At 67.6% G+C, this 15,775-nt stretch carries 21 protein-coding genes and 2 pseudogenes; 8 read left to right on the top strand and 15 right to left on the bottom strand.

Translation table 11 applies throughout. The features are described 5' to 3' along the window. The first annotated feature begins 18 nt into the window (after nt 1–18). Both Mth01_RS10095 and Mth01_RS10090 read left to right on the top strand, forming a co-directional pair. Nucleotides 19–306 carry a sulfurtransferase TusA family protein gene (locus Mth01_RS10095; RefSeq protein WP_204014955.1) on the top strand — a complete coding sequence of 96 codons (288 nt, stop codon included), beginning with the start codon at nt 19–21 and terminating at the stop codon, nt 304–306. A gap of 181 nt (nt 307–487) precedes the next feature. Beyond that, a complete protein-coding gene (locus Mth01_RS10090; protein WP_204014953.1) occupies nt 488–1,837 on the top strand; it encodes a DUF2786 domain-containing protein in 1,350 nt (449 codons plus the stop codon). Nucleotides 1,838–1,852: 15 nt separating this feature from the next. Here Mth01_RS10090 and Mth01_RS10085 read toward each other — a convergent pair whose 3' ends face one another. After that, nucleotides 1,853–2,326: an anthrone oxygenase family protein gene (locus tag Mth01_RS10085; protein ID WP_308440783.1), complete on the bottom strand. Its 474-nt coding sequence runs from the start codon at nt 2,324–2,326 to the stop codon at nt 1,853–1,855. A 78-nt stretch (nt 2,327–2,404) separates the two neighbouring features. Continuing rightward, the gene (locus Mth01_RS10080) at nt 2,405–2,923 is read right to left on the bottom strand and encodes a hypothetical protein (protein WP_239089524.1); all 519 of its coding nucleotides are present in this window, start codon (nt 2,921–2,923) and stop codon (nt 2,405–2,407) included. A 161-nt stretch (nt 2,924–3,084) separates the two neighbouring features. On the opposite strand from Mth01_RS10080, the pseudogene Mth01_RS29655 reads away from it, so the two are divergent. After that, nucleotides 3,085–3,189 (top strand): annotated as a pseudogene (locus tag Mth01_RS29655) (RNA 2'-phosphotransferase); the annotation flags it as partial. A 142-nt stretch (nt 3,190–3,331) separates the two neighbouring features. Further along, complete coding sequence (locus Mth01_RS30385; protein ID WP_407695929.1) at nt 3,332–3,448, top strand: RNA 2'-phosphotransferase family protein; 117 nt, start codon at nt 3,332–3,334, stop codon at nt 3,446–3,448. Here the strand turns inward: Mth01_RS30385 and Mth01_RS10070 are convergent. From Mth01_RS10070 to Mth01_RS10060, 3 genes are all read right to left on the bottom strand, one after another. After that, on the bottom strand, nt 3,445–4,377 hold the full coding sequence (locus Mth01_RS10070; RefSeq protein ID WP_204014949.1) for an HNH endonuclease: 933 nt from the start codon (nt 4,375–4,377) through the stop codon (nt 3,445–3,447). The genes Mth01_RS30385 and Mth01_RS10070 overlap by 4 nt on opposite strands. A 140-nt stretch (nt 4,378–4,517) precedes the next feature. Continuing rightward, a complete protein-coding gene (locus Mth01_RS10065; RefSeq protein ID WP_204014947.1) occupies nt 4,518–5,753 on the bottom strand; it encodes an McrC family protein in 1,236 nt (411 codons plus the stop codon). Continuing rightward, complete coding sequence (locus Mth01_RS10060) at nt 5,750–7,792, bottom strand: AAA family ATPase (RefSeq protein ID WP_204014944.1); 2,043 nt, start codon at nt 7,790–7,792, stop codon at nt 5,750–5,752. Before Mth01_RS10060 ends, Mth01_RS10065 begins: the two co-directional genes overlap by 4 nt. A gap of 571 nt (nt 7,793–8,363) precedes the next feature. Here Mth01_RS10060 and Mth01_RS10055 point away from each other — a divergent pair. Together Mth01_RS10055 and Mth01_RS10050 are read left to right on the top strand one after the other, a co-directional pair. After that, a complete protein-coding gene (locus Mth01_RS10055; protein ID WP_204014941.1) occupies nt 8,364–8,624 on the top strand; it encodes a ribbon-helix-helix protein, CopG family in 261 nt (86 codons plus the stop codon). Then, nucleotides 8,621–9,055: a PIN domain-containing protein gene (locus Mth01_RS10050; protein WP_204014938.1), complete on the top strand. Its 435-nt coding sequence runs from the start codon at nt 8,621–8,623 to the stop codon at nt 9,053–9,055. The genes Mth01_RS10055 and Mth01_RS10050 overlap by 4 nt, the downstream gene beginning before the upstream one ends. Before the next feature lie 88 nt (nt 9,056–9,143). On the opposite strand, the gene Mth01_RS29650 is transcribed toward Mth01_RS10050, so the two are convergent. From Mth01_RS29650 to Mth01_RS10025, 6 genes are all read right to left on the bottom strand, one after another. Beyond that, a complete protein-coding gene (locus Mth01_RS29650; protein ID WP_239089523.1) occupies nt 9,144–9,485 on the bottom strand; it encodes a DNA-processing protein DprA in 342 nt (113 codons plus the stop codon). An 80-nt stretch (nt 9,486–9,565) separates the two neighbouring features. Further along, entirely contained in the window at nt 9,566–9,994 is a 429-nt protein-coding gene (locus Mth01_RS29645; protein ID WP_239089522.1) for a hypothetical protein, read from the bottom strand. Continuing rightward, nucleotides 9,991–10,269 carry a hypothetical protein gene (locus Mth01_RS10040; RefSeq protein ID WP_204014929.1) on the bottom strand — a complete coding sequence of 93 codons (279 nt, stop codon included), beginning with the start codon at nt 10,267–10,269 and terminating at the stop codon, nt 9,991–9,993. Before Mth01_RS10040 ends, Mth01_RS29645 begins: the two co-directional genes overlap by 4 nt. A 150-nt stretch (nt 10,270–10,419) precedes the next feature. Then, nucleotides 10,420–10,629, bottom strand: coding sequence for a hypothetical protein (locus Mth01_RS10035; RefSeq protein ID WP_204014926.1), 210 nt, complete (start codon nt 10,627–10,629; stop codon nt 10,420–10,422). A gap of 154 nt (nt 10,630–10,783) precedes the next feature. After that, the gene (locus tag Mth01_RS10030; RefSeq protein WP_204014924.1) at nt 10,784–11,359 is read right to left on the bottom strand and encodes an ATP-binding protein; all 576 of its coding nucleotides are present in this window, start codon (nt 11,357–11,359) and stop codon (nt 10,784–10,786) included. 198 nt (nt 11,360–11,557) lie between these two features. After that, nucleotides 11,558–12,763: a helix-turn-helix domain-containing protein gene (locus Mth01_RS10025; protein WP_204014922.1), complete on the bottom strand. Its 1,206-nt coding sequence runs from the start codon at nt 12,761–12,763 to the stop codon at nt 11,558–11,560. A 233-nt stretch (nt 12,764–12,996) separates the two neighbouring features. Between Mth01_RS10025 and Mth01_RS10020 the strand changes: the two genes are divergently transcribed. Next, nucleotides 12,997–13,287, top strand: a complete 291-nt coding sequence (locus Mth01_RS10020) for a hypothetical protein (RefSeq protein ID WP_204014921.1) — start codon at nt 12,997–12,999, stop codon at nt 13,285–13,287. Nucleotides 13,288–13,389: 102 nt separating this feature from the next. Then, entirely contained in the window at nt 13,390–13,800 is a 411-nt protein-coding gene (locus Mth01_RS10015) for a hypothetical protein (RefSeq protein ID WP_204014919.1), read from the top strand. Nucleotides 13,801–13,879: 79 nt separating this feature from the next. Here Mth01_RS10015 and Mth01_RS10010 read toward each other — a convergent pair. The 4 genes and pseudogenes from Mth01_RS10010 to Mth01_RS09995 all read right to left on the bottom strand — a co-directional run. Continuing rightward, nucleotides 13,880–14,431 (bottom strand): annotated as a pseudogene (locus tag Mth01_RS10010) (type II toxin-antitoxin system HipA family toxin); the annotation flags it as partial. 27 nt (nt 14,432–14,458) lie between these two features. Beyond that, nucleotides 14,459–14,650 (bottom strand): hypothetical protein, encoded by a 192-nt coding sequence (locus Mth01_RS10005; RefSeq protein WP_204014916.1) that lies wholly within the window; start codon nt 14,648–14,650, stop codon nt 14,459–14,461. A 46-nt stretch (nt 14,651–14,696) separates the two neighbouring features. Next, on the bottom strand, nt 14,697–14,999 hold the full coding sequence (locus Mth01_RS10000; protein ID WP_204014914.1) for a hypothetical protein: 303 nt from the start codon (nt 14,997–14,999) through the stop codon (nt 14,697–14,699). Nucleotides 15,000–15,037: 38 nt separating this feature from the next. Continuing rightward, nucleotides 15,038–15,775 (bottom strand): hypothetical protein, encoded by a 738-nt coding sequence (locus Mth01_RS09995; RefSeq protein WP_204014911.1) that lies wholly within the window; start codon nt 15,773–15,775, stop codon nt 15,038–15,040.

Below are 15,775 nucleotides of genomic sequence, written 5' to 3'. Positions count from 1 at the left end.
AGAAGGGAGCTGGGTCCGATGAGCGAGGTGGGAGGTCCGGTGGTGCTGGACGGCGGCGACCGCCGCTGTGTCCAACTGCTCATCGAGCTGCGCCGCCTGGTCGACGACCTGTCACCGGGCACCGTGGTGCACGTGATCGCCACCGACCCGGCCGCGCCGATCGACCTGCCCGCCTGGTGTCACCTGACCGGCCATGCCTACCTCGGTCCCGTTCCCGCCGGCGACCGCCCGGCGTATGCGGTGCGGGTGGAGGCCGGCGCCCGCGCCACGCGGGCCCAGGCCCCCTGGCACGTCGCCGACCGGTGAACGGTCATTGCGTCAGTACGGCTCGGGGCCTGTGGATAACGTCATCTCGGTGGTCGGCTCGCTGGAAGAATCGCTCCATGACCAACGGCCCCCCGTCCGCACTGCCATACACCCATGAGGTGCCGTGGAGCCTTCCCGGCGGTGGTCGCCCGTTACGAGTGATTTACGAGGAGCGAACCTGATGGGCAAGGCGAACCGGGAGCGGCGCAGGGCCAAGGAGAAGGAGCGCAAGCGCCGGCGGCAGGGTCCGAGCGGTCAGACCGGGGACGCCTGGGGGTTTCCCGGCTGGCAGCCCCAGCCCCAGCCTTCGGCCGAGGAGATCGTCGCCGGATTGCTGTCCGCCGCGCTGGACGCTCGGCTTGACGGGGACGACGGGCAGTTCTCGCGGTATGCGGCGGCACTGGCCGAAACCCCGGCCGAGCTGCGACCGGCCGTCGACCGGATGCTGCTCGGCGTGCTGAACCAGAACGTGACGTTCGCCTGGCGCAACGGCTGGCAACCCACCGATGTGATCAGACTTGTGGGGCGGGAGCTCGGAGCTCGGCACGTGCGTCTGGCGACCGACGCCATCGCCTCGGAGATGTGCGCCTATGCTCCGGCGACCGTGGACGAGCGCTGGCTGGACCAGTTGGCCGCGTTGGACGCGAAGGTCTGGTGGCAGCGAGACGACGAATACCTGCGCGAGGACGGAGACCGCCTGGGGATGGTCACCTGCGCCCTGCAGGTCATCTCCCTGCTGGCCGGCCTGCCCCGGCTGGAGCGGCTGTGCCCGCTGCCCGGCACGGCCCGCCGTACGGCCAGGCCCGCGGGCCGCGCGGTCGATGAGCGGATGCTGGCCCGGGTGCGGGCACTGCTGGCGAAGGCCGAGTCGACCGAGTTCGAGGCCGAGGCTGAGACGTTCACGGCCGCCGCCCAGTCGTTGATGAGCAGGTACAGCATCGACGCCGCGCTGCTCGCCGCCGAAACGGAGGACCGGTCGGCGGCCGACGGGCCGGAGGGACGCCGGTTGGGGATCGACGCGCCCTACGAGGCGCCCAAGGCGGTGCTGCTGGACGTGATCGCCAAGGCCAACCACTGCCGGTCGGTCTGGAGCAGGCGCCTCGGGTTCGCGACGGTGCTGGGCTTCCCGGCCGACCTCGCCGCGGTGGAGGTGCTGTTCACCTCCCTGCTGGTGCAGGCCACCACGGCGATGCGGCTGGCCGGCTCCCACCGGGACGTCCTGGGCAGGTCCAGGACACGCTCGTTTCGGCAGTCGTTCCTGGCCGCTTACGCGCAGAGGATCGGGGAACGGCTCAGCGAGGTCGCCGGAGAGGCGGTGCAGCAGGCGGCGGCCGAGACCGGCAAGGATCTGCTGCCGGTGCTGGCGGCCAGGGACCGGGTGGTCGAGGAGAAGGTCGAGAAGATGTTCCCCGATCTGAACATGGTCGGCGCGGGTTCGATCAACAACCGCGAGGGCTGGCTCTCCGGCCGGGCCGCCGCCGATCAGGCCGTCCTGGACGTACGAACAAAGATCGCGGAAGCGACCTCCTGAACCGGGACGCCCCGCTCAGACCCAAAGGGATAGAGCCCAGCACAGGCAGCCGAAGGCGGCGACGGAGGTGAGCGTTCGGGCGAGGTTCCAGCGCACCCAGCGCATCTCGAAACCCCGGCGGACCAGGGCCGGGTCGGCGAGCTGGCCGGGATCGCCGGCGGCGTCGAGCCGGTTGTTGAGCGGGATGTTCACCGCGAAGGTGATGACCAGCGTCAGCACGTGGAGCACCAGCCCCGCCACGATCAGCGGCATGACCGGGCCGCCGTCGAGGTTCAGCACCAGGGCGACAGCGGTGAGCAGCGGCCCGCCGACGAAGCCGAGGGCGAACCAGCCGTTCTGGATCGCCGCGTTGATCCGCCGCATCACCTCGATGAAGGCCCGGTCGTCGACCCGGCGCAGCGCGAGCATGACCGAGCAGGAGTACGCGTAGAACAGCCCCGCGATCAGGCCCGTCGCTACCGTCGCGAGCACCAGCACAAGACCCGCCATCGATGACATCCGTCCTCCGGCTGTTCGAATCGCCCGTCAAGACATGATCACCGATAACGCGATATTACTCAAGCTCGATCAATTGCGGGTGTCGGCCTGCCGTACCGGACGGATGGCGGACAGGTAGCCCAGGATCAGCTCGGCCGGGTCACGGGCGACGCCGTCGAGCTCGCGGGTGAGCAGGCCGGCGTCGGACTCGCCGAGTTCGAGGAGTGGGCGGCGCAGGCGGATCGACCAGGCGTTCTTGTCGGGAAAGGCGGCCAGCCGCGGCACGAGCGGGGCCAGTTCGACCCCGGTGAGGTACGGCGTGAGCGCGCGCAGCCCGATGTCGCAGCCGCGGGTGAAGTCACGGCCCGCGATGGTGACCGGCCGGTCGTACGGGACGACCGGCGAGGTGACGGTCGCCAGGCCGATCACGCGGGTGCGGTCCCGGGTGGGGTTGTGCCAGCAGCCCCGGGTGGTGAGGACGAACAGCTCGTCCCCGACCTTGAGCCGGTTCACCTCGCTCCGGCTGGTGGGCGGGAACGCCATCCGCGACTCCCGCAGCACCCACGCGACGGCCTCACGCTCACCGAGGATCAGCAGGTACGCACTCACGATCGGCACGTTATCGGATGCCGCACCGCATATCGCATCTTCACGACGGGATGGGCCGCAGATCCCAGAGAAGGCGGCAGGGAAAGATCGTCGCGGCCGGAAATAAGCCAGTCGTCGGCGGTTACGGTGGCACTGGTTGATGACGACTGGCGGGGAGGGCGATGGACGAGCGGCGGCTGGTGAAGATCTCGAAGTATCTCGCCAAGCATCTGCGGCATGAGCCCGGGCGCATCGGCATCGAGTTGGACGCGCACGGCTGGGTGAGGGTCGACGTGCTGCTCGCGGCGGCGGCCTCCCACGGGTTTCCGATCTCCCGGCCGGAACTGGAGCAGGGGGGTGCCATCATGTCCACCTGTCCCCGGATCGGGGGCCGCCACCAGGGTGGGAGCGCGCAGGGGAAAGCCGGTCGTGCTTGTCGTGGACGCCGGTGCGATGCACGCGGCCAGGTACGAGTTCCGCCTCAGCGCCAACGGCGTCTGGCTGGTGGACCACGTCCCCGCGGACTTCATCCGCTTCCCCGGTTAACTCCTGAGGAACACCTCATCGAGATGCCATTCGAGGGCCTCACGATCAGGCCGGTCGCGTGGTCGGTCCGGAACGTTGATCTCCTGTCCGGCCCGGCGGTAGAACTCCTCGCCGTTGCCGAACTCCTCGCGCAGCCGCGGGCTGACCACCAACCGATGCCTGGGATCGACGGCCAGGTAGCCGCGGTCGAATAACGTGTGCACATCCGAGCGGAGCAGCAGCCCGTTGTCCAGACGGTGCTCGCCGCCATCCGCGACCGGGCGGATGTGGGCCGCCTGCAGCACCGGCCGGATCCGGTCGCCCGTGATCGCGCAGCGCCGCTCGTAGGCGTGCAGGACCACGGCCTGGAACGCCTGCTGGCCGAGCCTGCGCGGGGCCAGGCGCGGGTCGCCGAAGACGGGCCCGTCGCGGTGCCACGGCTCGGACAGGTCGAGTTCCACGCCGATTCCGATCCGGCCGAGCAGATCGTGGAAGTAGCCGGCGGCCGGGTGACTGGCCAGGTCGTAGCTCTTGCCCTGCACGATGTTGGGCGCGAAGTCCGGCGGCGGCCCGGCGATTCGGTCGTCCGGAAAGAAGAAGACATCACGGATGATGACGCAGCCGATGACCGGGTCCTCGCCGAGAGCCATTGGCTGCGTGCGGTACTTTCCCACCCGTTGCCGCATTTCGACCAGGCTTGCGGCGCCGTTGCCCTGGCCGAAGAGCTCCCACGCCTCAGACACGGGGAGAGGCGCGAAGCCGCTGAAGAAGCCGCCGCCGACCACGCGGTTGTGCGGATGATGGGTCTTGAAGAAGAACGGCTCGCCGTGGTCGATCGCCCGAAACTCCCGGCCGCTCGATGGCCGCCAGAAGTTCACCTCGGTGAGATCCGGGCGCGCGGCCAGAAATCGGTACCAACCTGCGTCAGTCACCCCGACGTATGCCTTCACACCGGCAATTGTGCCCACACATGATCAATCTCGCCAGAGGTTCGTACATAGGAGCGGAGGACTCCTGGGTGGCAGAGTGTGATGTCGCCTCCTCGGGCGGACAAATCGCCTGGTTGGGGGGTCTTCTGAGCTACGCGCGCTCACCGAGAGCGAGCGGCCACAAGCTCGGCATCGTGCCGGGTGATGTTCGCCGCCAGCTCCGCTACGGCGGCGAGCAGCTCAGTCGGGGGCAGGGTCAGGTCGAGGGCATGCCGGCTGATCTCGATACCGGCCCGGCGCACCACGTGCCGGTACGGCTCGGCGTCGCCCTTGGCGTACACGAGATGGCCGCATGAGAGGCCGAGCACGGTGCAGTAGGCGAGCATTTGGTAGAGATCGCCGTTGTGTCCGTCCGGGCCGGCAGAAATCTTGTACTTGGCGTCCACCACGGCGGCGGGCTGTTCGATCCCGCCGGGTCCGACCGCATAGCGGACCAGATCGGGCCGCAGCGCCACCCGCCGATCCTCGTCGAGGTGGTGGAGCCGGTCCTGCGGGCTGCTCCGCCCGCCGTACGGCTGGAAGGCCTCCGACAGCGCCACGGTGACGAAGTCCTCGAAGACCCGCCACATCTCGAAGAGCAGGCCGTCCACCCGCACCGCCGTGCCGTCGTCCAGTTCGTACGAGCGCCCGCGCAGCACGAGCTCGGCGAGCCGCAGCGCCGTGTGGTAGCGGATGTTCAGCCGGTTCGCGTGCCATGTCGGGAGCGGCGCTCCGCGCACCAGGGGCGAGACGCCCGCGAGACGCGCCAGCACGTGCCGCAGCGTCTTCCGGGTGGGTTCGGCGAGGCCTGGCAGGCACAGCAGCCGGGTCGTGGCCGCCAGGAGCAGCCGGTTCTCCGCGATGTCCACGGTGAACTCGTCATAGCGGACCTCCATCGGCAACGGCAGGCCGTACCTGCGCCTGATCTGTTCGGCCTCCCGGATCCGCCCCCGGACCACCTGGGCCGACTCCTCGATCTCGCGGTACCCCTGCAGCATGCCCCGGTCCAGTGCGCGTCGGGCGCCCCGAGCGAAGGCATGCGCGAGCGCGGGCAGCAGGTCCCGATGTTCACCGGCGTGGACCTCCTCCTGCCGCCAGCCCCGCAGGGACCGGCTGTAGCCGAGGAGGAAGAGCAGCCGGTCGATCGGCGTCTTCGGCCTGATGCTGACCTGGACGCCGCCGATCGCCGCGGCCCCTACGTAGCCGTTGTCGCGGATCCACCACAGCCCGGCGCGCGGCCCGGGCGCCACCTGTACGGCCTTCGCCGCGGCAAGGGTGGCCGCCTGTTCGGCCGTGAGCGCGAACTCACGCGGCGGAGCGCCCTCGACAAGCGCGACGACGGGGACCGGGGATGTCATGAGAGCGTTCGCCGCAGCGTCTCCAGTCCGTACCGCTCGGCCACGTCGATGCCGTCGCCGTAGTGGTGCTCTTCGAGCAGCGGCAGGATCTGCGTGCGCCAGACCCGGTCGAACCCCTTCGCGTCGCGGTAGATCCCCGGGCGCATCAGGTACGACGGGCCGATCTTGAAGTCGCGGTCCTCGATCCGGGCGTTCAGCTCCTCAAGCAGGCGGGCCGCCTCGATGGGAAGCTCGCGGCTGACAAGCCAGCGGTGCAGGATGTCCGAGGTGGGTTTCTCCTCGGGGTGCAGTTCCACGAAGGCGAACCGTCGCCGCATCGCTGCGTCGACCAGGGCGATCGACCGGTCGGCCGTGTTCATGGTGCCGATGATGACCAGGTTCTCCGGCAGTGTGAACGGGGTGCCGGATTCGTCGGCCGAGGAGTACAGCAGGTCGATGGCCTTCTTCCGGTACTCCAACAGGAAGTACAGCTCGCCGAAGATCTTGGCGATGTTACCTCGGTTGATCTCGTCGATGATGAGGACGAACGGCTCCTCCGGGCGTTGCCGGGCGGCGTCCACCAGCCGCAGCAGCGGGCCGGGCAGCGGCTTGAACACCACCCCTCGCTCATCCGGCGTCTGGACCGGACGAAAGCCCTCGAAGAAGTCCTCGTAGGAGTACGCGGGGTGAAACTGAACAAGTTTCACGTTCTGTGGCTTGCCGCCCGCGAGGTGCTGGGCGAGATGCTGCGCGATGTACGTCTTGCCCGTCCCCGGCGGGCCGTACAGGATGAGCTGCGGCCGATCCCGGAGCAGGCAAACGCACTCCTGCAGCCACTCCTGGTCGACCAGCAGTTCGTCGGCCAGCTCCGGCATGACGTCCGGAAGCGTGAACTCCCTGGCCGGCGCCGGCTGCGGCCCGACGAGCCGCTCCAGGTCGTCGATGAACTCGGTGAGGTCGAGCACGTCGTGCTGGGTGGCCAGCTTGGCGGACATCTCGTCCGGTAGGTCGTCGAAGTCGAGCGGCGAGTCGCCGTTCAGCCAGCTGACCGGCCGCTGCAGGTTCGCCCGGTTCTCAACGCTGGCACGGAAGGCCGGCTCACCGCGGAGACGGCCGATATAGATCTTCCCGCCGTCGTTGCAGAGCACCAGGTCGCCGTCGCGCATCCGGGTGAGGAACGCGTAGAACTCGTTGGTCTTCTTCAGCTTCTCGTTGAACGACCCGTGGGCGTAGTCCTCTTCCACGGCCGCCCGGATGGCGTCCAGCGGCGAGCCGGGCGGCAGCTCCGGCAACTTCGACGCGGGCAGCGAGCAGAATCCCTCGGTGAGCCAGTCGCGCAGCAGGCTCCCGCCGTACATCCCGAGTCCACGCACCAGCCACGCCCTCCGGGTCCGACTGTCCGGGTTGTCAAGCATGAGCTGCCGTAGGTCCGCGCCTGAGATCCGGCGCGTCAACGAGGCCCGGCCGGTCACGAAGGACAGACCATCCTTTTCGAGGAGCCGATACCAGCGCTCCTGGAGTTCCTCGTCAGCGCGCACGGCGTCCGGCACACCACCGTCCCCGTCGAGCACCCGGTGCCATCCCTCGGGACGCTCACCCTGCAGCCACTGCACAAGGCGCATCTCGTCCAGGCCGGTCTCCACCGCGAGATCGCGCGCCGCCACCCAGCTTCCCTCCGGTACGGCTTCCAGCAGCTGCTTGGCCATCTCGAACCCGGTCCGATGCTGCTCCCAGTACTGATAGGCGGCGTGGGCGGCCGCCATGAACGGCGACACGTGGGGGTGCTCGCCGAGTGCGATTCGGCCGAGCGGGGTGAGCCGCCAGCGGCCCTGAGCCTTGACGACCCAGCCGGACTTGACCAGGCCGCCGCTCTTGTACCCGAGAGCGATCTCCGGCGTGTTGCTCGCGACGCCACCCGGTTTCCACTCCTCTTCCAGGCCTGGTAACCGATCCCTGACGAGCAGCCAGAGCTCGCGGGTCGGTACGCCCTCGGGACGCTCGGCCAGCACCTGGGCGGCGGTGAACAGCATCTTCCTCGTGAGTTCCGTCCGCGACGCCATCACCAGTGGATCGTTCCTTCCGGTCCCGAGGTCACCATCACGATCACCGTAGCGACTTCGCCGCCCTCGCATCCGTTGAACAGATGGCCGGCTCTGGCCACCGGCCTGGTGACTTGCCCGCAGCGTCGAGAACAGGGACGGATGGACTTCCACCGGGCTTTTGCCGCAAAGCTCCGCCAACTGCGCGATGACCGAGCATAAATGTAACCGGAGCCCGGGGAAACGTAACCAGAACCTGGCGAGGCGTAACTGGAATCCGAGGAAATGTAACCAGGACCGCAGCAAATGTAACTCGCCTGCGGTTACACTTGCTCGCGGTCGCCGCCTCGATGGAGATCAGCCGGTCGGCAGGGCTGGGCCCGGAAAGGCTTGCTCTTCTGGGGAGACGAAAGTGGCCCAGACCAGGTGCCTCAGCTCGTCGGATCCCTCGTAGCCGACGGCGTCGGCGAGGGTGGCGACGACGCGGCCAGACCCCGGCGGTGCTCAGCTGTCGTACGGCAACGCATACCGAAGAGGGGAGTCCCATTTCGGAGGCGCTCGGCCGATCATATGGTGGTGCTAGCATAGGCATATGGCTTTGAAGAGGACGACCGTCATGGTCGACGAAGAAGACCTCCGGCTCGTCAAGCTGGCGGCCGAGCGCGAAGGCAAGCCCGAGGCGGAGCTCATCCGGCGAGCGTTCCATCTCGTGGCGATGTCCACACGCAGCTGGGATGAGCCGTTCTTCGAGCGGTCCCTCGATTTCGGTGGACCGGTCCGCGAAGAAGAGATCCGCGAGGCGGTGGCCGAAACGGTCGCCGGGAAGCGCGGCGCCGCCGGCAACGCCGCGTGATCGTCATTGGGGACACCTCGGGTCTCATCGCCGCGCTCAATCGCAGCGATCCCGAACACGTCCAGGCCGGCATGGCACTCGACAGGGCCGGGCTGCTCGTCATCTCCCCGTTGACCGTCACCGAAGTCCACCAGGTGACGACCATCCGGGCCGGTCGGCGCGCCGCAGATCTGGCCGTCGACATGCTCATGGAGCGATGCGGGCAGACTCGCGCCGTGCTCGCCGAGGTCACCCCCGAGACCGTGCAGCGAGCTCTTCGACTCCGTGTCCGATATCAGGAACTGAACCTCGACCTCGTCGATGTGGTCAACGCGGTCCTCGCGGCGCTGTATGAAACCGACTGTCTGCTCACCCTGGATCGCCGTGACTTCCGTGCCGTACGCCCTCTGACCCGGCACAAGGCGTTCCGGTTATTGCCAGACGACCTCTGACCGCGCATAGCCGGCCCGGGAGCGGGGTCGGTGGGGTTGCAGATAGTGGGCCTGCTGGGCGACATGTCGCCGAACGGCGTTCCACGGATCAGCGGCTCCTGACCAGGGCAGGGGTCTCCGGAAGCGACTCGGGGCCGATGTTCAATTCCGAGATCAATCTTTCCGCGACATCGAGCAGTTCGCGAAGGTTTGAGACCACATGTACGCCGGGCTTTTTCGCGTAGTCACGAGCCCAGTTGTGCTCAAGTAGTTGATCGGGCATCACCACAGGCCGCCCATGCTCCAGTGCCAGCCTCGCCTGGATCCGTGCCCCGCTCTTCCAGAGAGCCTCCACGACGACCGTGGCCGCGGCGTAGCCGCTCATCACAGCGTTTCTCATCGGGAAGTTACGCTGGTGGGGCGGTGAGTCCGGCCAGAACTGGCTGATCACCAAGCCCTCGCGGGTGTCGATCCCCTTGGCGAGCCCACTCACTACGAGTCCCCGTAGGGGTGATGAGGGCCGGGGCCTTGTCACAGGTCGGGGTCGGTGACCTCGATTGTGAACAGGTGGTTGTCCAGCGATCGTGACGCCTCGTTCCACCGGCCGGCGTCGAACGTCAGGATCGGGCAGATCGAGACGTCGGCGATCGCAGCGGTGTGCGCCTCGCAAACGTCCAGGCCGGTGGCGACGGCCACCAGGGCGAGGTTCTCGGCCTGTTCTGCGTCCTTGAGAGCCGCGACCATGACGTGCTCCATCGCGGCCAGGCCGTGCATGGCGTCGGCGGCTTCCTCGTTACGTGCTTCGATGAGCGTCGCAGTGATCGCCAGGGCGGACACGACCATGGGTTGCCCGTCGGCGTCGTAACCCTGGATGAGACCGATGGTGCCGACCTCGCCGCGGGCCAGTTCATGCAGGACGGTGGTGTCGAGGATGAGGGGTGTCGGGGTGTGGTCGCTCACGCGCTGTCGCGCTCCTGCTCGAATCGGCGGAGCTGTTCGTCGATGTGGGCGCGCATCCTGGTGATTCGGGTGTTGCAGGCGGGGTCGGCGGCGGCTTCGGCCGCTTTGGCGCTCCACCAGCGGCGGGCGCGCCGGTCGCGCTGAATCCGCTCGGCGAGCGCGTCGTTGAGTACGGCGGAGACAGAAGGGGCTTTGCCGGTCTCGACGAGCCGTTCGGCATAGGCGGCCAGGTGAGGGTCGACAGTGATCGTGATCCGGGCTTTCTTCTCGCTCATACTGGAATCATACTGTGGAAGTTCTCGGCCGGTCAGGAGAACGGCGAGGGCCGTACCGGTACACGGCTAACGTGCCGTATGGGGGCCTCATGTCGTCCTCCGCACGCAACTTCTTGATCTCCACCAGCGCCTGCTCCGAGACCAGCCCCATCATTCCGGGTCCTCGAAGCCGAGGAGGGGGCGGAAGGCGGGAACGTCCAGCACCCGCCGCAGGTAGGCGAAGGAGAAGCCTCTGGGGACTTCGTCGAGGACGCCGATCGGCGTGATCAGGCCGTCTGGGGTTCGCCGCGTCACCAGCAGCCGGGACGCTGTCAGCGTGCTCCCCGCAGGCGCGGACACGGCCCGAGCCGAGCTAGGCACCTGGCAACCTCCTTCTGCTGGTGTCCACCAGTTCCACCGCGAACCTACGCGCCGCCTCCGACATCTCCGACGCGGACTCTCCGGATGCATAGGGGCGTCGATCTTGACCAGCTTCGTGCGGCGGAACTGGTAAGCGTCGCTTCCGCCGTACGACTCAATCAGTCGGCGAGAGCGGGCTTGGGGAGGCTCGCTGTTCTGGGGAAAGCAGTGTTGCCCAGACCAGGTGCCCGAGTTCGTCGGATCCCTCGTAGCCAATGGCGTCGGCGAGGGTGGCGACGACGGCCAGGCCCCGGCCGCGCTCGGCTGTCGTACTGCAAGGCACGCCGAATCGGGGGACGCCGCCCCAGCCGCAGTCGTACACCGCGACGCGGACGCTTTCCAGCGTGCGGGTGATCTCGACGATGAAGGTGCCGCCGGCCCCGCCGCTGCCGGTGTGCCGGATGGCGTTGCCCGAGAGCTCGGTGACGATCAGCTCGGCGTCGTCCCGGCACCAGGCGTCGGCCAGGAGGAACCGTACGAAATGGCGAGCGTGCGGGATCTGATCGGGCGCCCCCAGGAAGGTGCGCCGCCAGATCAACCGGCCGGGCGGCAGGTCGATCATCACTTGCACGTGCTCCGGAGGCACCTCGCCGGGGGCGGCGAGTGGGGAGCCCCGCTCTCGCTGCTGCGGCATGAACGGGACAGCGGGCTCCTCAACAAAGGTGTCGACGAGACCGGAGATTTTCGGCATCTCGGTGCGTGCTGCAGGTCGAGCTGCTGCTCTCCGCTGAGCTGCGGCATGGTCGGAGCGCCAGCCGGGAGACTCCCCTCGTGCCCCTTCAATGAGGGGATATGTGATTGCTTCATCACGCAGAGTTGACATGGGTGGGACGGTAGATCGGCCAGGCCGTACCTGGCCGAACCATAGGGGACGAACTTTCAGTTCGTGTCAGGCGACGATGCGGTGACGGTCGGCGAGCTGCCGTACCTCGGGGGCCCAGGAGGGCCGGGCCCGCTGGGTCAGGGAACGCACCATCTCCCGCAGCAGCCGCTTGTGATCCAGCTCCTCGGGGCATTCGCGCTCGATGCGTAGCAGATGGACCAGGGTGGCGGCGTCATCCCCCAGGTCCTCACATGCCCGGGCGATCTGCCCGAGATGAGTGACCCGGCGCTCGATGGAGGGTACACGGCTCACATCGATGTCGTCAGCGGCCCGAAGCGCCGCCTCGGGCCGCCGCATCTCGCACTCGATGCTGGCCATGTGGATGGCGACGTTCGTCGTACCGAACACCAGCCCGAAGTGATTGGCCTGCTCGTCGACCCGCTGCGCGAGTGACGATGCCGGCCCGCGTAGCAGTTCACGTGCCTGCTCATCGTCTCCGGAGCGGGCCAGCGCGATCACCGCCACCAGATGCAGACCCCCGAAGACCGATGCGTGCCGGTCATCGCCGTCGGCCAGGGCGGGCTCGAACATTTCCATGCCCCGTCGCGCGACGTCATAGGCCACGTCGTGCATGTCGTCCGACAGCATGGACTGGCCGAGATTCCAGTGCGCCCACGCGACCATCAGCGGGTCCTCGGTCTCCTCCGCGTACCGCATCGCCCGGTCGGCCGCCAGGTGGGCGAGGTCGATCCGGCCGAGATGCTTCAACACGCTGCGGCCCAGGATGTAGGTGTCCGCCGCCACCCGGCACGCCGATCGGCGCTCCTCCGGCCGACCGTCTGTGTCCAGTACAAGCCGTTCCGCATCGCTGATCAGTTGCGGGAGAGTGCGCATCAGGATGGAGTACTTGTTGGGCGAGGTGAACCAGGCGCCCCGGGCCGCGGTGACACGCTCGGTCAACTGCTCGGCGTCGGACGGCTCGATGTCGGGTGCGAGGGTCTTGTAGGTGAACAGTGCCCGTTCGAGGTCGCAGATCTGCGGGCGGCCAGTCTCGTGTGAATCGCGGGGATTCTCACCGAGAAGCACAGCAGAGCGCACGCCCAGCACCTTGGCGATCTCGCGAAGCAGGGGCAGCGAAGGAGTGCGCTTACCCTGCTCTATGAGCTCGATGTGGCGAGTGGTGCATCCCGCCTGGGTCGCGAGGCCGGTGGTGCTCATGCCGCGTCGCTCGCGCTGAAGCCTGATCATCTGCCCTGTGCTGATCTCGCTCATCGGCGTCGACCTTTCGGTAGCACTCGACGCCATCAGGCTATGACGCGATCTCCTCCTTGGCGAGGGCTTGACCGTACGCCTGTTGGCGAACGGCGTTCGACACGCTCGGCCGAGGAAACCGGGATTCACCTGCGGCGTGAGGGTGGATAACTTAAAGTTCCAGTCTGGTTGCACTATGTTATCTATCTTGAGTGACATGCGAGCTTCCGCATTTACTGCCAGGAGGAGTGCCTGTGTTTGACGATGATGACGACGTCCCCGCGATGAAGGCGCGTTTCGAGGCCGCCGCGCTTGCCCTCGCAAAACGTGTGGATCCAGGTCGGATGAGGGAGCTTGCGGAGCGTATCGAGCGGACCGGAACGTTCTCCTGGATGGTGGAAGCCGTGCCGCCTGAGCACGAGGAAGCCGCGAGGGCGGTGCTTGATATCGTCTTCGATCTCGAAGACTTCAGCACGCAGACCGCTGGCGCCTACCTTCGTGGCATCGCCGCCGGCTTCGAACATCACCAGGCCTGCTGTCGCTGACCGTCACCACGACCACCCGGTTTCATCTAGGGATGGGGCGGCCCCCCGGAGTTCCCGGTCATCACCGACCCCGTTGAGGCGGGCGGGGACCTCGAACTGGCCGTGCTGTCGGTCATCCACCACGGCGACACGCCGCAGGGTCCCGACATCGTCAGTGCCCTGCTCACCGCACTACACAATCTCGACCACGACCAGGCGGGTATGTACGCTGACATGGTGCGTGCGGCGCTGCCCCGAGAGGTCTGGGATCAATTGGAGAAGCAGTTGAAGACCGAAACCTACGAATACCTCAGCGACTGGGCTCGCGACAACATCGCCAAAGGCAAGGCCGAAGGACAGGCCGAGGGTAAGGCTGAGGCGATCCTGGCGGTTCTGTCCGCTCGCGGCATTCAGGTGCCTGACAGCTTCCCAGACAAGATCAGGAAGTGTCACGACCTCGATCGGCTCGACGCCTGGATTCGGGCCGCCGCGACCGCTGAGTCCGCAGAAGCCCTGCTGACCGACGACCTCTGATTCCAGGCCGACCTGCCGGATTGCCCGATGAGCAACGTCCGTGGTGATCCGGCGTCTGCCTGCTGGAGTCGGGGATCCACTATTGGGTGGGGAGCAGGGTACGGCTCCGGGCGTCGATGGTGGCGCTCACGGCCTTGAGGATGTCGGGGGTGCCACTCAGCAGTTCCGCGCACTCGGGCCATGCCTCGTGAACCCGCGCCACCAGGTCCGCGACGACGTCACCCAGCCCGGCCTCGGTGGCGCCAAGCCGTCGCTCTAGCCGTTCGAAAGTCCACACCGTGATCTGGTCGAACCGCTTGGTTCCGGCGAACTTCAAGCCGAGCGTTTCGCCGTCGCCCATGTAGACGCCGGTGGAGACCAGGTCGTAGGCGGGCGACAGGGCGGGCACCCGCGGATCGCGGTAGATCAGCGACCAGTTCTTCAGGTGCGCGTCGCCGTTGGAGATGAGCACGTTGAAGGCGAGTCGCCGGGCGAACTCCCGGAGCGAGGCCACGTCGCGGCGGCGGTAGACGAGCGCTGCCACCGTCTCGTAGTTCCCGAGGTACTTCTCGTTCGGGTAGACGCCACGCGCCTGCGCGAGGTCCTCGATGTGGATCGCGCCGCGTCGATCGTCGCGGTCGAATCGCCGTACGGCATAAGCCCATTCTTCGCTTCCGGGTCACACGCCGGAGGGTAGGGTGTCCAACTCCTCTCGCTGGTAGAGCCGGACCTCCGGCACCTCGATCCCGGCGAGCATGGAGAACTTGAGCGCCCATGCCGGCCAGGGAGAAACGCAGCTCCGGATGGCCGCCACGATCGGGCCGCTCCACGGGAGGCTCGGCCCCCGGGTCAGGTTGCAGGCCGTCCCCATTGTCCTTTAGGCCATCGCGGTCAGCACATCGCGACGGCCGGTAGGTTCAGCGGGCGTGGCCGGTGAGCAGGCGGTGCCACCAGTCGTACGCCTCCGGACGCCGCCAGCCGCCTGTGAACGAGACGGTGGGTACGCCGAGGCGGGGCAGGGTGGTACGGCGGATGCGGTAGAGCCTGCTGTAGGCGAGCAGTTCGAAACAGGTCGACTGACACAGGCAGCTGTACGCCACCACCTGGCCGTGACCAGGGGGACTCGTAAACCAGAGCAGGTCGATACGGCCCGGGACGGGTGCTGCCGGATGCAGGAAGAGGCCCGGGCACAGGCCCAGATCGTCGTCTTCCTCCGCCACCCGTGGCGGTTGCGTCAATCGATCGACCGCGGCCTTCGTCAGGCGGTCGTGGCCCAGTCCTCACCGTGGAAGGGCAGATAACCCTCCGGCGTGCAGCCCTCGAGTTGCACCCTGAGCCGAAGATTAGGCGGGGTATCCGCGCCGTTAACCTGCGCGACCCGAATCGTCATTTCGCCTGTCTCGCGGACCCGGTGCACGTAGTCGAGGAGCAGATCCGGGATCCATCCAAGTTCCTCAGCGTTACGGGTCACCAGCAGTGCGCGGGGATTGACCGGATTTTGTAGGTCATCGCGCAGAGCGAGCTGCTCGCCCTTTCGCAGGGTGGCAACGCGCGGCTCGGCTCCGGCCCGGTGGCGTAGCCCGTGCACGAAGAAACTCGCTGAGGTTCGACCTGAAGCATCTACCTCGGGTTCGGCGACCAGTGTGATCGCATCTCCGGCACGGCGGCCCTCTGACCTGCCCAAGACGACCATCGGCGAGGCGCCCTCAGACAGGCCCAACACGGTGAGATACCACTGATAGTCGGTCCGACGAGGATCCATCAGACGCTGACTGAACAGCGGGAACAGTTCAGTTGAGACATAGCGACGTTCTAGGTCCTCGAAGCCGAGGAGAGGGCGGAAGGCGGGAACGTCCAGCACCTGCCGCAGGTAGGCGAAGGAGTAACCGCCGGTGAGCTGGTCGAGGACACCGATCGGCGTGATCAGGCCGTCTGGGGTTCGCCGCGCCACCAGCAGTCGGGGCGCCGTCAGCGTGCTCCCTGTAGGCGCGGACAC

The sequence above is a fragment of the Sphaerimonospora thailandensis genome (assembly GCF_016863115.1).
GTDB lineage: Bacteria > Actinomycetota > Actinomycetes > Streptosporangiales > Streptosporangiaceae > Sphaerimonospora > Sphaerimonospora cavernae.
This window is presented reverse-complemented; position numbering and strand designations above follow the sequence as displayed.